We start from the raw sequence: 14,808 nt of genomic DNA, 5'->3' as shown, positions 1-14,808 counted from the left end.
ATGGAATACCAATAGGCATTCATCTCACCACTTACAGAAGTGGGAGATTTCTGCTGAATGAAGTTTAAATATTCCGTTTATGAAATTATTCAATCCGGCTAGCTCACTATGTTTATTTGAGCCATCCAGTAACGAAACATAAAAGCAATTATTTCACAAACTTTGGTTATTTTCGAGATGAGCTTTTTAAAATATGAGACAACAAGAAATATAACCTGAACATGGTTTGGCAAATACGAGAAGGAAGATCACGCTATTAAGGCGGTCCCTTTCGTTTATTTTCCCACTAAGTTCGATGATATTTTACGAGAATTTGAATTGGAGGTAAGTGAATGATTCAAAGATCTATCTTTATTTTTGTAACCTTAATCTTTTTGCTAGCGGGCTGTAGCGAAAATGAACCTGAGAAGGAGAATGTAAAAGTTCAGAAACAATCAAAAACAGTTGAAAGCGCACCTAAAACTGAACCCAATTCCGAAGTTCAGCCTCAAATGGAATCGAAAAAAAGTGAACCCCAGACTCCCTTAACGGATGAAGAAATGTTAATGAAACCTGCAGGACGTTTTGCCGGTTCCAATTATGATGAACAGAAAGTTCAAGCCGAATTGGACCAATTACCAGATAACTTGACTGCTGATCAATATACGGAAAAATTACTCCTTCTATTGGGTGAAGACTACAGTTCTTATATTACTACCTTTGAAAACTTTGATACCGAAGTGAAAGTGGATAATCTGCGGCCAGACGGAAAAATCACGTTACCCGCAAGCAGGAAACTGAACATCTCTATCCTACTGGATGCCAGTGGCAGTATGGAGGCACAAATCAACGGTAAATCAAAAATGGATTCAGCAAAAGAAGCGATTCAGATCTTCGCAGATAAATTACCTGAGAATGCGGAAGTATCTTTGCGGGTATATGGACATAAAGGGACCGGGAATGAAAAAGATAAGCAGCTGTCATGCAGCAGTACAGAAGAGATCTTTCATGGCCAAGGTGACCAGACAAAGCAGATTTCAAAAGCTTTAGAGAGTGTTAAGCCAGCCGGCTGGACACCGATTGCTAATGCCTTGGAGTCTGTAAAAAAGGATATGAACCCAGAGACAACTGATTCGGTTGTTTATGTCGTAAGTGATGGCATCGAAACCTGTGGTGGTAATCCGGCGAAGATTGCAAAAGAACTCAATCAGGCCAAAGTAAAAACCGTTGTAAATATCATTGGTTTTGCAGTGGATAACGAAGGACAGAAGCTGCTTCGACAAGTGGCTGCATCAGGCGGAGGAGAATTTACTTCAGTTGATAATGACGAGGCACTAAAAGATTACCTCAATAAGGCATACGATAAATTGCGCGGCGAGTGGACCAGATGGAAAGAAAAAGGAGAAGGAGACGCAAATAAACAAAAAGAAAAGAAGCAAGGAAGGATTAACAATACAAAAATAGATATGCAAATTTTAGCGAACAAAGAATATGAAAAATTGTTGGCGGCCCAAAGATTCCTTGAAAATAAATATGGAAATACAATCCCTCATGGCGAGATTTTGAATCAAGTTACTGAACGCAAGAATTTCGCATGGACTTTTGCCCGTGATACGGGGGATCGTTTGTATAATGCCGTTACTAAAAGTGGAAACGAGGTTTATGATGAGATCAAAGAGGAAGGAGACAAGAATATTGATGATCTAACCAATAAAAAGAATGATTAGCAACGTTTCATTGGAAGATGCTACTCACCTGATTGATTAGAGAACGAGTAAAACCTAATGGAACACTTATAGCTAATACCCAAATGTGTAAAGAAAGATCAAATGCGCCTTGGCGTGTTTGCGCCCAGATTTTATCGAGCTCGNCTAATGGAACACTTATAGCTAATACCCAAATGTGTAAAGAAAGATCAAATGCGCCTTGGCGTGTTTGCGCCCAGATTTTATCGAGCTCGGCTCGATAAATTTCCTCTGAAAATCTGTGGCATCCACCGGAGGCTTTAACTTTATTCAGCCGGAGTTTGAACCCCCGCTGAATGGAATACCAACACGCATTCATCTCACCACTTGCAGAAGTGGGAGACTTCTGCTGAATGAAGTTAAAATATGTTGTTTTCGTACTTCGATATACTTGTTCCCAGGAGGAGAGCGATGTTGGCATGCACTTATCCGAGCCCTTTTGTAAGGAACCCATACATGATGATCGATCTAAGGGCTGTGTGCGCGAGTGGCTACAAGGATAGTAAATTGAGATCCCGCCTCATCCCATATGTTAAGAAAAGAGAAGCGAAGATATTTCGTCCAGTCGCAGTGTTGAGATGAAACTCATGACTGGGCGTGGTCAAGGGAGATGCTCCGCTCAAACAAGGTCAGCACTCGAAGGGGGCTGCGATGAATACGATTTGGTCTGTCCGAACTGGAATACGGGATTTTCTTGAATCCGTCATCCGAATTTGCCGATCATGGACCGAGAAACATCCGTTCATTAAAATAGCTTATACGATTTTTTCTTGGTTATCGCTCATTATTTTTGTTTTAAGCCTATTTTTTGTTAAAGAAGCACGTACCATGCTGGTCCAGTATTTATGGTCGTTCTATGTATTACTTCAATTTTGGGTTTTGTGCCGAAGCAAAACATTGCCATGGAAGACGGTCGTATTGTTTGTACTGTCAGGCGTTTATTTGGTTGTACCACTTACGACACTTACAGTTAATGCTTTTCACATGGTTTTCAGCGGAAAAACGTCCGATGTTTGGTCCCTAGCTGTCATCACTCCTATTTTCGAAGAACTATGGAAGCTACTTCCTTTAGGAGTGTTTCTGTTGTTCTCACGCCGTGCCTCCGCCTTGAGTTTAAGTGACTATACGCTCATTGGGGCGGCAACTGGCATCGGCTTCCAACTGATGGAAGAGCTCTCCCGAAGGTGGCTAAGTTCAGGTGTTCTCGCAGAAAAGTTTGGTTACAGTTTCACTATGCTGGGTGGAGAAACGATTCATTGGGACTTGTTCTCACTATTTCCTGGGCGCTTCGAAGAAAGTCTGCTTCCGACAGTCATGACTGTCAGTCATCCTGTACATACTGCTATGATCGGGCTCTCCATTGGAATTGCTTATCGGTTGCGCAAAAAACTGACGAAATGGCTTTTTCTGTTTCCGACAATTATTTTGCTTTGGGCCATTTTGGATCATGCTACTTATAACGGTCAGCATCAGCTTCCAGGTTGGGTATTGCAGCTGAGTGATTGGACCGGCCGCGGTTATAAAACTCAATCGACCTTCCTGCTGATGCTGTTTACATCGATTTTTGCTGACTACCTGTCATTGAATAAAATGCGGAGTCGGCTTCCGGCACTGCCAAACGAACCATTTCTGAATCCATTTACCGAACTATGGAATATGACCTACTCTTTTTGTCTGGACCGTGAGAAATTCATCTATTGGCTTGGCTTTTACCGGGAACGCAGGGAACTTGGGTTTCATATCCTTTATGGGAATAACGAAGCTGCCAATAGACAGGAGCCTGTCCAAGCTCGGGTTAAAGCTCTTTGTCAGGTATTAACTGGGCTTACTGTGTTTCTGCTCGTGGCTGGACTGTTTGCGGGCATCGGTGCACATTCAGGTGTTGCTGAATCAGCATGTTTTACCTGCATGTTCGATTCACTGCAAGATTGGTGGAATCGGCTGAATTGGTATGAACAGGGAGCACTTCTACTGGGAGCTCTAGCACTATCCATGCTCTTTGTTGGCTTCTGGCCGGCTTTGGGAATTGCAATGACGGGGATGGGAATCGCCGGGAGCGGGCATGAAATTGCCAGTTATATTCGCGATCCGAAGAAGCTGTTGACACCCGAAAGAGCGCTTTCCGCCGCCGGAAGCATTATGCTAAACCGAATTCCATTCGGCAAAGCGCTTAGCTGGGTGGGAAAGAAGGGACGCCCGTATGTCCACAAGCTTCTCGAGAAGCTGGGTTTGCGTAAATCGAATACAGACGTTCCGATTCATCCTGAACCGCCGAAAAAACATGACGGAAAAGAGCCTGACAGGCAGCCGGACACCCCTAAGAAGACAGGTGACGAAACGCCGCATAAGGAGACAGCCCATAAGGAGGCAACTCAGGAGGGGAAAACCAATAAGGAGACAGCTCATGAGGAGACAACCAATGAGCAGACGAAAAAACCTAGTATCGTTGGCACCATCGTTACAAAAGGAACTACAACGGAATATACCAACCCGGCTAAGACTAAACTAATTTGGGATTATCAATCTCCGAAAAATATTAATAGAGATATTCAACAATCTTTAAAAAGTACAAACATTGGCAGTGCAACTCAAGCAAAGGTTGCAGATTTTGTAAGAAAGAAAACCGAGGTCATAGGGTATAACCAGAAGATTAAGAAGGTTAATAAAGAAGCTGCCGGTGATTTAGATGTCGTGACAAAAGATGCGATTATTGAAGTCAAAGCATCTATTAAAGGGGTAAAAGAAGAGCAATTTGCGAAATTTATTGATGCATCCCATGAGTTATTCTTTAATCCTGAAAATAAAAAGGTTATTTTGTATATTGACAAGCCTTTAAATAATTTGCGGCCAGAGCATAAAATAATGCTGGAAAATATTAAGTCTAAAGGCGTTACAATAGTTAACTCACTAGATGATTTAAAGGGGGCTTTATAAAGATGGGAACTACCGCTTTTATCCTAATAAGCAAAAAAAAATATACACCAGAGCGTCTTCTAGCTGATTCAATCATTTCTGCTTACCATGCGGATGTCATGTTAAATTTTCATAACAGTAAAAACTATGACAGCAATGGCCAATTTCTTTCTACCACATTGAATATTAATGATAAGAATGTAAGAGAGAATAGTGAATCGTTTATACTTTATGTAGATGCATTGGATAATCCAAATCTTGATTTTTTCGATTATGAGTATGTGGGATTAAATCCCAATTACAAACTGTATCAAGCAGGTACAATTGAAGAAGTTTATGGTGTTGAGGAGTTAGTATTTCAATTTATATATCATTATTTGAAAGCTAATCCTGATGACTATTTTTGGGTTGCAGATTATGATTGGGTGTACAGTTGGGAAGACATACAAAGATTAAAGTCTTTACCATATGACTCAGAGTGGTGTTATAAAAATCCTAAATAAGTTTTGAAACCATGACACATATCAAGTGATCGTTTCATGCTAGATAAAATAACCTTCCTCTCGTTGAGAAAGGTTATTTTTGTTTAGCAAATGTCAAGCTTTAAGAGGCTGGACTGATCAAAAAAGTTATGGATCACCCCCACACAGAACACCCAAAGAATCACTGCTGAGGAATAGTGCTTGTTGAAAAGGAAGTTTATCATCCCTATCACAAAAGAAGAAATGTTCTTAGAGAGAACAAAATAATCCAGCGACAATTGAGTTTGCTGTACTACGATAGATGCTATGCAGCTCTCTATAAGCAAATGAAAGGCTTATTGAATGCCGGAGAGTATTAATCATATATCTCAAAATTTCTAAAATTGTTAAGGTAATTATTGAAAAGTAATGGTAATATATTACTATGTCATTCATATACCATTCAATCAATAGTAGGAAGGGGGAAGCTGTTGTTGAAAGGGCATATCATTGTAGCGGATGATGATCCAGATATTAGAGAGGTATTAAAGATATATTTAAGCAGGGAAGGTTTTCGGGTACTTGAAGCAGAGGATGGAGATAGGGTATTGGAGCTTTTTAATGCAAACGGAGCTGATTTGCTGATTTTAGATGTTATGATGCCTGGCCTTGATGGATTTGAGGTGTGCCAGCTAATAAGAAAGAAAAGCGATGTACCAGTTTTATTTTTAAGTGCAAAAGATGATGATACAGATAAAATCGTTGGGCTTGGAATCGGAGGAGACGATTTCATTTCCAAACCCTTTAGCCCCTCTGTTTTGACAGCAAAGGTTAAAGCTCAATTCCGACGAAATCGTTTGCTTCAACAGAAAGAAGACGTTCAACCTCCAATTTCTTATGATGGACTTGTTATAAATCCGGATAATTATTCTGTGCAAATGAATGGAAATGAAATCCAATTATCTGCCAAAGAGTTTCATATTTTAACATTGCTTGCCAAAAGTCCCAATCGTGTTTATACAACCGAGCAAATTTTTGAACATGTGTGGGGAGAAGAAAGTTCAGGTGATTTTCGAACAGTTATGGTGCATATTAGCAACCTAAGGAAAAAAATTGAAACAGATCCGGCAAACCCTCATTTTATATTAACGGTACGGGGCATCGGCTATAAATTTCATTACTCGGATTGACGGAAGCCTTTCAAAAAACTACGTATTTCATTTGTCGTCAATCCGGCTTCCTTTGCCTTAATCATTAAATATACCCACTCCATATCTAATTCCTTGTCCTTACTTTTTACTTCCACAATCAATTGGTTCAAGGCTGTTCCCCCCATAACTTAATATTATTTAATAGTCTACACGCATTTGTATAACTCATATTTAAAGTTTCTTAAAGTTCAGTTAAAGTTTTCTAAAATTTGGTTAAAGTTTTCGATTTGAGTAAAGACAGATCATTCAAATCGGGTATCATGGATACGAGGTGAAAATGTTATGAAAGCTGCCGTAAATATGATCCATTTACCTGGTTACGAAGAGCTAAAAATACTGGATCAAAACAAGCTGTGGGTTTTTGTATCCGCTGTGCAACAATCCACTCATTCTCCTGTTCTGATTAGAATGCGCTCACCTGAGAATCCAAACATCTCTGAAGATCAAAACTACAGATCACATCTCCTTGAAAATCATAAAATAGACGGAATATTGAGACCGATATCAATTGGGGAATATAACAATCACTCATTTCTAGTAACGGAATTTTTTGATGGACTTTCCTTGGATACATTATTAAAAGAACATACATTAAATATTGCTCACTTTCTCAGCATTTCTATAGAATTGGCATCAATCATTCAACAATTGCATAGCAGACAAATGATCCATAAACATATCCATCCAGCCAACATTCTTATACGTATGAAGCCTTTTAAGGTAAAAATAACTTGCCAGGATACTGCTCATAAAGATGAAAACACATTGTCAACAGGTCCACTGGCACGCTATATTTCTCCAGAACAGACAGGTAGACTGAACCGGGGCGTCGATAAACGATCTGACCTATATTCTCTGGGTGTATTGTTCTATCAAATGCTTACTCAATCGCTTCCTTTTGAAGTTCGGGACCCGGCTGATCTCGTTCATGCCCATCTTGCAAAAATCCCAAAGCAGCCAATTGAGTTGAATACTAAAATCCCCCGTTTACTTTCCGATATCGTAATGAAGTTATTGGAAAAAAACCCGGATTCTCGATACCAAAGTGCTTTTGGCCTGAAAGAGGATTTATTGGAGTTTAAAAAGAGATTTGGACTAGGCGAAGATAGGCCTGCTTTTCCTTTAGGGGGGAAAGATCACACGCCGCAGTTCGACTTCGGTCAAAAGTTGTTCGGGAGAAAAAGTGATGAACAAACTTTGCGTCATGCACTTGATCGAAGCTGTAATGGCCTCTCAACCATCGCTTTTATTTCGGGAGAGTCGGGAATTGGTAAAACAGCTCTCGTGCATGTGGTTCGGCAACCACTCTATCAATATCGTGGATATTATATTTCTGGAAAATTCGATTTATTAAAAAAACAAAAACCATATGCGCCTTTAATTTATGCCTTTACAGACCTAATCAAACAATTATTGTCCGAAGGCCGTGAAAGGATCGCTTATTGGAAGAAGATATTGGAAACGGAGCTTGAAGGGTATTTGCCTGTACTTGCTTCTATTATTCCTGAGATCCAATGGATTGCCGGAAAACAAAAAGAGCCCGAGAATGTGACGGCATTGGAGGCAAATAACCGCTTACGCTACTCGTTTGATAAGCTTATTTCAGTATTTTCCAAAAAGGGACATCCGCTCGTCTTGTTTTTAGATGATTTGCAATGGGCAGATCAAGCAACAATTGATTTGCTCCACCATGTGGCCATATCGCAACCTGTTAACCGCTATTTACTAATAATCGGAGCATATCGTGACAATGAGGTATCATCCAGCCACCCCTTTGACATCATGCTGAAGGATATTAAACAAAAGGGACTTAGGCTGATAGAGATCCCATTGGTTCCTTTAAACGAGAAAGATATGCTCGCGTGGATCAAACATCTTTTTGCATGTTCCGACAAAGAAGCAGAGAAAATGGCCATATTTATCCAAAGAATCACAAAAGGAAACCCATTCTTCACTAAACAGCTGCTTCAAGCATTTTATGAACAAAGATTCATAGCTTTGGATGAAGTGACAAAAACATGGACAATTGACTTTAAAAAGCTCCACAATATGAATTTTGCTGAAAATATTGTGAATTTTATTATTGACCGTTTTTATCAACTTCCGGCAGAAGTGCAGGATTTGTTAAAAGATGCTTCTTGTATCGGTAATCAATTTTGCCTGTCCTTATTGAGGGCTGCGTTTAATGAAAAAGACAATCGCGAGATTGCCAAATTATTATTGCTTCCAACAGAAGATGGCCTAATTTTTAGGCTCAATACGACATACCCACCTGGTTATCCAGGTGAAGATACCAATTATGCAGAAGGAATATCAGATGTCTATCAATTTTTACATGATAAAGTACAGCAAGCGATTTACTCAACAATGAGCAAAGATGAACGTAAAGAAAGGCATTTAACAATTGGCAGATTCCTTTCCGATTTGTCTAAACAAGAGGGATCAATTGAAAAAAATATATTTGATATCGTGAATCACTATAATCAATGCATTCCATTACTGCATCCCCATGAAGAAATTCAATTGGCAAAATGGAATATGCTGGCTGGCAAAAAAGCAAAGGAAGGAGTTGCATTTAAAGATTCCTTTTCGTTTTTTAAGATAGCCAACAAACTGATCGGGGATGATGCATGGAGCAATCATTATGAATTAGCCGTCCAAATTGCGATGGGACTTGGTGAGCTGGCATATATAAACAATCAATTTTCATTTTCCGAGGAAAAGTTTGACGAAGCTTTAGATAAAGTCAAGTCGAAAGAGGAAAAACTGGAGATTTACAATTTGAAAATGACCTTGTACACACATGTACATCGGGTGGAGGACTCTGTTGACTCAGGTCTGAAGGCACTTAGGCTATATGGATGGATCATTGATAAAAAACCTGGCAAGCTGAAGGTGGGAGCTGAGTTCCTCAAAACCCGAATCTGTTTAAGGAAATATGGAATGGATTCAATCAAGCATCTGCCTAAAATGGAAAACAAGGATTTCCAACAGATCACGAAAACGTTATTAGCGATGAATGCCTCTGCTTATCATCTGAATCAAAACTTGGCTGCACTCCTTATACTAAAGGCGTTCCGGCTTACATTAAAACATGGGACAACAGACATGTCAGCACTCGTTTATATTAATTATGCTCTTATTTTAAGCGCAGGCTTTGGACGATATGATGAAAGCTACGACTTTGGGAAAATGGCTATTTTAAGTGCTGATAAAAATGAAAGCACCATCCTGAGGGCAAGTGCTTATTTCATTTTTGGCACTTATATTAATCACTGGAAGAAACATATAACAGAAAGCGAACAAATGCTTGAGCATTCTCAAAAACTTTGTATTGAAGCGGGGAATCTACATCTGGCAGGTGCTAACAGCTCGTTTCTTTGCTTATCTAGCTTCTTGAAAGGACATAGTTTACAAGAAACAGCTGATTTAATTGAGCGGCAGCGGAATTTTTCAGTGAGTATACAATACACATTAGCCGATGATTTTTTATATGAACTAAACAGCTGGATCTCTGTTTTAAAAGGAAGGCAAGATCATCCAGATTGGCATTTCGAATTTAAAATAGCAGATGAATCAGCTATGATTATCCATTATACATTGCGATTGCAATTTGCATTTTTACTGAATGAAAAAAGCATTGCTAAAAACCTTATAAAAAAATTAGGAAAATTGGTAGATCAATCGTTGTTCTTGATCATAGCTCCTGAATATTATTTTTATGAGTCACTATGGCTATTAAGAAGCTTAAAAGATGACAGCAAGATATTTGATCCATTACAAGCCAAAAAACGCATGAAGCGAAATCTGAAGCAATTTAACAAGTGGATGAGCCATAGTCCTGCTAATTATGCTCACAAATACGTTTTACTAAAAGCTGAAATGGCCGCTTTTGAAAATGATTTGGAAAAGGCAGCGACATACTTTGAGGAGGCGGCAGAAGCAGCAGCTAAATATGGATTTAACCAAGATAAAGGTATCATCAATGAGCTGGCGGGAAGATTTTATAAAAATCAAGGCTTTCATCGCTTGGCAAAAACAGCCTTGTTTGCTGCTGTTGATGCTTATGATAAATGGGGAGCTCTAAAAAAAATCTCCTTGCTAAAACAAGAATACCCCGACATTTTTCAAGTAAGGGAGTTTTCGCATGCCGGAAATGACGCAAGAGCTTATTCTATTGATTTAAAATCCATTTTAAATGCCGCTCGTGCCATATCAAGTGAAATTGTATTAGAAAAATTAATTTGTAAGGTGATGGATATTGTTTTAGTGAATGGCGGAGCACAAAAAGGGGTCATGTTAATAAAAGACGCCGATACCCTTGAGCCCATTGTTCAAGGCAGCATTGATGAAGGTGGGACGCAGATCACACATAGCAGTGCTATTCGTTTTCCGAAACATATTGTGCATTACGTTGAAAAGAGCCTTGAGCCTGTGATTTTAACAAATTCAACTACTGATAAAAGATTCGCTTCCGATCCTTATATTCAAAAGAATAAACCAAAATCGGTTTTATGTTTTCCAGTTCTTCATCAGGGAAAGTTGGGAGGGATTATTTATTTAGAAAATAATTTAATCGTGTCCGCTTTTTCGCCTGATAGGATTGAAATTTTAAACTTAATCTCTTCACAGGCTGCTATCTCTATTGAGAATGCCTTTTTATATGAAAGCTTGGAGAAGAAGGTGATAGATCGTACAAAAAAACTGAGAGACGCTTACGATAACCTGGAGAAAGCCAATCAGGAATTAGCCGATGTTGAAATGTCAAGGCGCCAGCTTTATTCCGATATTTCTCATGATCTGCGTTCACCCATAACAGCAGCACAAGGGTATATTGAAGCTATTTTGGATGGCGTCATTCAGGACAAAGACGAGCAGATGCATTATCTCACCAAAAGTCACCAGCGCTTATTGACTTTAAATGAAATGATCCATGATTTATTTGAACTATCGAAACTGGAGTCGAAAGGGATTACATTCAGCAAGAAACAGATTCGTGTCGACGAATTGTTTGACCATTTGTGTAAAATGTTTGAGCATGATATTGTAACCTCCAATGAATTCTTTTCAGCTAAAATGAGCGATCCGCCTCACGCGGGCTATCCATTTGTTGAAGTGGATGTGAGAAGAATGGAGCAGGTGGTACAGAACCTGATTTCGAATGCAGTCAAACATACAGAACCCGGAGAAATTGGCCTTCACCTACTGAATGATAGCGATAATCATCAAGTTATACTTGCTGTCACTGATAAGGGCCAAGGAATTCCCGGAGAGGAACTGCCGTTTATCTTTGACCGATTTTACACAAAATCAACTAAACAACAAGCCGGGCATGGCCTTGGACTGGCTATCTGCAAAGAGATTATTGAGTCGCATAACGGAAAAATAACGGTGGAAAGCAAGCTTAATGAAGGAACATCATTTTTCATTCATCTTCCAGCTACTCATCTAAATCATGATGAAGGAACATCAAAACATTGAGTAGCTGATTGGAGTCAGAAGATTTCTTATCACATTGTAAGATGTGTTAAAATGATTTCGATACATGATGGAGCTCCTAGAGATCTTATGAACAAAGGTGGTTATACAAATGAACGCAAGCCTTCCACCGAAAACTTGTACAATTGAACGTCTTGTTACGGTGCCTGCTGATGTAAAAAAAGTGATTGAGGGACAGAAAACGGCAACGAGAAGAAATGGACGCTACGCGGACATTGGTGAAATGATGGAGTTGCAGGGAAAGGAATTTATCGTTGAGAACGTATATTCTCAAAGCCTCGGAGAAATGACTGATGAACATGCAAGACAAGAAGGATATGAAAATTTGGAAGAATATAAGAAAGCCATTTTAGGCATTCATCCCGGTATGAAGTGGGTTCCCCAAATGAAAGTTTGGGTTCATGAATTCTCACCAGCTTAAACAAACGATAAATGTGAGAAAATAACCTCTATCTCATTGAGAGAGGTTATTTTTTATGAGTAATGAATGATAACTTGTTATGGAAAATTTTATTCAAAGGAAGCTTTATCTTTGTCCAGCTACGACGTACAGGAAGTACTAGTGCAAGCGAAGCGACAGGACGTCGCGTTCTGAGCCTGCCGACGTACAGGAAGTACTAGTGCAAGCGAAGCGACAGGACGTCGCGTTCTGAGCCTGCCGAGGTACAGGACGTGCTAGTGCAAGCGAAGCGACAGGATGTCGCGTTCTGAGCCAGCCTGCGCCTAGCCCCGCAAGGATCAAGCGGCTTCCCTGTGGTGGCTGAAGAACTGCCTCCTCGGGAATCGTCTTGTTTGTCCGCGCTGACCAAGGCGCTTACGCTTTTCTTATTGTAAACAAACGCTTTCCATACTTTCTTATTTATCCTCATAATATCTTTATTCCCTCATAAAATGGACAAGGAGGGGATAGACGTGGAGGCAAAATCTGCTTTAAAGGATAGGCATTTAATCCTATGAGAAAAATTTTACTGACTTATGTTTGTTTGTTCACAGGAGCATTTCTTCAGGGAATGTCTATGTCTTTGTTTTTGTTCCCTAATTCCATTCCCTCAGGAGGTGCAGCGGGAATTGCACTCCTGTTCAACCATTGGTTTGGTTTGTCATTGGGGTTTTCTTTATGGCTAGCAAATGCCACCTTTTTATTATTCGCATTGAATTACTTTGGATATACATGGACTTTCCGGACGGTGCTTTCAGTAGCAACAACTTCTGCTACGGTCAGTTATTTTACTATGCAAATACCGTTAAATCCGCACTTCTTATTATTTGACATGGCAGCCGGAAGCTTGTTTTTTGGAGTTGGTGTCGGTTTGCTCATTCGTGTAGGCGCATCAAGTGGCGGGATGGTCATCCCGGCACTGATGATTGCCTTTCATAAAAATTGGAGTCCGGGAAAAGTTATGATGGGAATCAACCTTTTCATTTTCCTCTTAACTTCCCTTGTCATAGATTACAAAATCGTCATTTATGCTATTATTTGTCAGTTTATGTCAACCAACATAATAGATTTTATTTATCACATAAAAATTCGTCGAATTTCTTTCATGTCTTTAGGGTGGAGGAGAAGATAAGAAACTCTTAAGACAGTAACTGAATGGAGAGGTAATCATTGTTCTTTAATTCCATTTTATTCATTTGATTAATATTTCCATATATCAAATAAGAGCGTATTCCTCTAATCCAAGCACCATGGCCAAACACCAGGATATTTTTGTTTCTTTTATACATTTGGATAAATGAGATGATTCTTTTTTCAAGATCTCGAACGGGCTCCCCAACTGTAATAGACAGCGGTTTTTTTATCCAATCAACCCCCAAAGATTCAATCATTTTTTCTTTTGGAACACCTTCAAATGTCCCAAAGTCCAGTTCATCAAGCAATTGCTCAATTTTCGGTTCATATCCGTAAAGCTGAGCCGTTTCCTGCGTTCTTTTTAATGTGCTGGCCAAAACAAGATCAAAAGGCGCTAAGCTTTCCAAGTACTCTTTATTTGCCTGAATGTCTTTCAAATCATTTTCAGTGACAGGAGAAATACTAATATCGCGTCTACCTTGTAGCCATGTTTTTTTATTCCATTCTGTGGGTAGATGCCTTATAAAAGTAGCTTGCATTCATTTTGCTCCATGAAAAATGTCTCGCATCTTAACCCACATCTTTGTGCCTCTAAAATTAAAACATCAGACAGCTTCACATTCCCCAAATTGACGTTCGCTCCAATCTTATTAATGAAATACATTTGATACTTAGGAAGAGGTGCTTCAAATATGATTTTATTGCAGTCAATCTCCTTTAGCAATTCATCAACCAAATCAGATTTGATCAGGCCGCTTTTATCGTAAATGCCAGAGGTGCCGGAATCTCTTCCTTCCGTGATGACATAGCAGCAGCCGGCTTCAAGCAAGCTCCATACTTCATCCACCCAATCCGAAGTGGACATCTCCTTGTTTACATCTTTAGACCCAACTTCCGCTATCACATGGAAATCTTTCTTTAATTGGGCAACAAGATTGAGCCGTTCCTCCAATGGAATCTCAATTGTCCCGTTGGAAATCTCTATCCAATCCATTCCCAGGCTTTTTAAGTATTCAGTATACTCAGGTAATCTGTTTTGATAATAGGCTTTTTCAAATAAGGTGCCTCCGCAATATGGCTTGATGTCAAACTTTTTATATAAGCTGACTTTTTTGTCTACATTCGGCGTGAGATAGGCTGAGCCGATTCCCAGCTTGGCAATATCGATAATATGACCGTAATCGTATAAAATATTTTCCAGCTCTTTTAAAGGAACGCCAAAATCTACAATGGACGTAATACCATAGGTTCTCGTTCCAGAAGTCCTTTTCGGCAAATCCAAAAATTCCATATGGAATAACTCCTCCTCCATTTTCTAGGATAGACTATTCAGTAGCTGGGCAAGAGTGCCGTATATGTTGAATTAATTTATTGTATTTGCATAAAAAGCAAGTATGCCGCCAAAATAAAAAAGATATTGAAACTCG

At 39.4% G+C, this 14,808-nt stretch carries 10 protein-coding genes; 7 read left to right on the top strand and 3 right to left on the bottom strand.

Annotated elements, in window-relative coordinates; genetic code table 11:
- The first annotated feature begins 332 nt into the window (after window positions 1-332).
- The 4 genes from D5F11_RS24570 to D5F11_RS24550 all read left to right on the top strand — a co-directional run bounded on the left by D5F11_RS24570 (window position 333) and on the right by D5F11_RS24550 (window position 6,288).
- Complete coding sequence (locus D5F11_RS24570; RefSeq protein ID WP_120118986.1) at window positions 333-1,706, top strand: VWA domain-containing protein; 1,374 nt, start codon at window positions 333-335, stop codon at window positions 1,704-1,706.
- 669 nt (window positions 1,707-2,375) lie between these two features.
- Window positions 2,376-4,658 carry a PrsW family intramembrane metalloprotease gene (locus D5F11_RS24560; protein WP_120118987.1) on the top strand — a complete coding sequence of 761 codons (2,283 nt, stop codon included), beginning with the start codon at window positions 2,376-2,378 and terminating at the stop codon, window positions 4,656-4,658.
- Window positions 4,659-4,660: 2 nt separating this feature from the next.
- Window positions 4,661-5,140 carry a hypothetical protein gene (locus D5F11_RS24555; protein ID WP_120118988.1) on the top strand — a complete coding sequence of 160 codons (480 nt, stop codon included), beginning with the start codon at window positions 4,661-4,663 and terminating at the stop codon, window positions 5,138-5,140.
- Window positions 5,141-5,589: 449 nt separating this feature from the next.
- On the top strand, window positions 5,590-6,288 hold the full coding sequence (locus tag D5F11_RS24550) for a response regulator transcription factor (protein ID WP_120118989.1): 699 nt from the start codon (window positions 5,590-5,592) through the stop codon (window positions 6,286-6,288).
- On the opposite strand, the gene D5F11_RS24545 is transcribed toward D5F11_RS24550, so the two are convergent.
- The gene (locus D5F11_RS24545; RefSeq protein ID WP_244862058.1) at window positions 6,276-6,419 is read right to left on the bottom strand and encodes an anti-repressor SinI family protein; all 144 of its coding nucleotides are present in this window, start codon (window positions 6,417-6,419) and stop codon (window positions 6,276-6,278) included. The two genes, D5F11_RS24550 and D5F11_RS24545, sit on opposite strands and share 13 nt — an antisense overlap.
- A gap of 172 nt (window positions 6,420-6,591) precedes the next feature.
- On the opposite strand from D5F11_RS24545, the gene D5F11_RS24540 reads away from it, so the two are divergent.
- The 3 genes from D5F11_RS24540 to D5F11_RS24530 all read left to right on the top strand — a co-directional run bounded on the left by D5F11_RS24540 (window position 6,592) and on the right by D5F11_RS24530 (window position 13,379).
- Window positions 6,592-11,790, top strand: a complete 5,199-nt coding sequence (locus D5F11_RS24540) for an ATP-binding sensor histidine kinase (protein WP_120118991.1) — start codon at window positions 6,592-6,594, stop codon at window positions 11,788-11,790.
- Between the two features lie 109 nt (window positions 11,791-11,899).
- Window positions 11,900-12,229, top strand: a complete 330-nt coding sequence (locus tag D5F11_RS24535; protein ID WP_120118992.1) for an ASCH domain-containing protein — start codon at window positions 11,900-11,902, stop codon at window positions 12,227-12,229.
- Between the two features lie 532 nt (window positions 12,230-12,761).
- The gene (locus tag D5F11_RS24530) at window positions 12,762-13,379 is read left to right on the top strand and encodes a YitT family protein (protein ID WP_120118993.1); all 618 of its coding nucleotides are present in this window, start codon (window positions 12,762-12,764) and stop codon (window positions 13,377-13,379) included.
- A gap of 7 nt (window positions 13,380-13,386) precedes the next feature.
- Here D5F11_RS24530 and D5F11_RS24525 read toward each other — a convergent pair whose 3' ends face one another.
- Window positions 13,387-13,920, bottom strand: coding sequence for a histidine phosphatase family protein (locus tag D5F11_RS24525; RefSeq protein WP_120118994.1), 534 nt, complete (start codon window positions 13,918-13,920; stop codon window positions 13,387-13,389).
- A complete protein-coding gene (locus tag D5F11_RS24520; RefSeq protein WP_120118995.1) occupies window positions 13,902-14,672 on the bottom strand; it encodes a phosphosulfolactate synthase in 771 nt (256 codons plus the stop codon). Before D5F11_RS24520 ends, D5F11_RS24525 begins: the two co-directional genes overlap by 19 nt.
- Between the last annotated feature and the right edge of the window lie 136 nt (window positions 14,673-14,808).

The sequence above is a fragment of the Siminovitchia terrae genome (assembly GCF_003605405.2).
GTDB classification, from domain to species: Bacteria; Bacillota; Bacilli; order Bacillales; family Bacillaceae_C; genus Siminovitchia; species Siminovitchia terrae.
Note: the sequence above shows the minus strand (reverse complement) of the source record. Positions and strands in the feature narration are given on the sequence as shown.